This window comes from Streptomyces sp. AC627_RSS907 (assembly GCF_019049165.1).
In genome coordinates, this window is sequence record NZ_JAGMUE010001073.1 from 1 (window position 1) to 686 (window position 686).

Genomic DNA, 686 nt, shown 5'->3' on the forward strand with positions numbered 1-686 from the left:
TGGGCGACGACCCCGTCGCGACCTGGGACCGCGCGGCCGAGGGGGCGCTCGCCGCGTTCGCCGAGCCGGGCGCGCTTGAGCGGACCGTGCACCTCTCCTCGGGGACGGACAGCGCGCTGGCCTACTGCTCCCAGATGACGATGGACGCCGTCGTCCACGCGTGGGACCTGTCACGGGCGATCGGCGCGGACGAGCAACTGCCACGGACGCTCGTGGACTTCGCCGAACGCGAGGTCTCGCCGTACGCGGCGGACCTGGCGCGCACCGGCCTGTTCGCCCCGGCCGTCACCCCGCCGCCGGGCGCCGACGCGCAGACCAAGCTGCTGTCCCTGCTCGGGCGGCGCCCCTGACCTGACCTGATCCGAGCCGGCTCGCGCCGTCGCGCCCCGCGCTCCGGCCCGGGCGCCGGGGCGCGCGGCGTGGCCACGGGCCCCGCCGGTCGCGCCCCGGTCGGCGCGGGAGTGGCCGCTACCGGTCCCCCGAGACCCGGCCGAACTCCGCCAGGAACGCCTCGTTGAACGCGGGCAGGTCGTCCGGCTTGCGGCTGGTGATCAGCACGTTCGGGCCGCCCGAGCAGACCTTGACCTCCTCGTCCACCCACTCGCCGCCCGCGTTGCGGATGTCCGTACGCAGGCTGGGATACGAGGTGAGGGTGCGGCCCCGGACGACGTCGGCCTCGACCAGGG

General features: G+C 76.2%; 2 protein-coding genes. One reads left to right on the plus strand and one right to left on the minus strand.

What is annotated here, in order from left to right; translation table 11 throughout:
• Nucleotides 1-350, plus strand: a 350-nt coding sequence (locus tag KUM32_RS40320; RefSeq protein ID WP_217146661.1) for a TIGR03086 family metal-binding protein, incomplete at its 5' end; no start/stop codon positions are given.
• Nucleotides 351-468: 118 nt separating this feature from the next.
• On the opposite strand, the gene KUM32_RS40325 is transcribed toward KUM32_RS40320, so the two are convergent.
• A partial coding sequence (locus KUM32_RS40325) for a DJ-1/PfpI family protein (RefSeq protein WP_217146662.1) occupies nucleotides 469-686 on the minus strand: 218 nt, incomplete at its 5' end.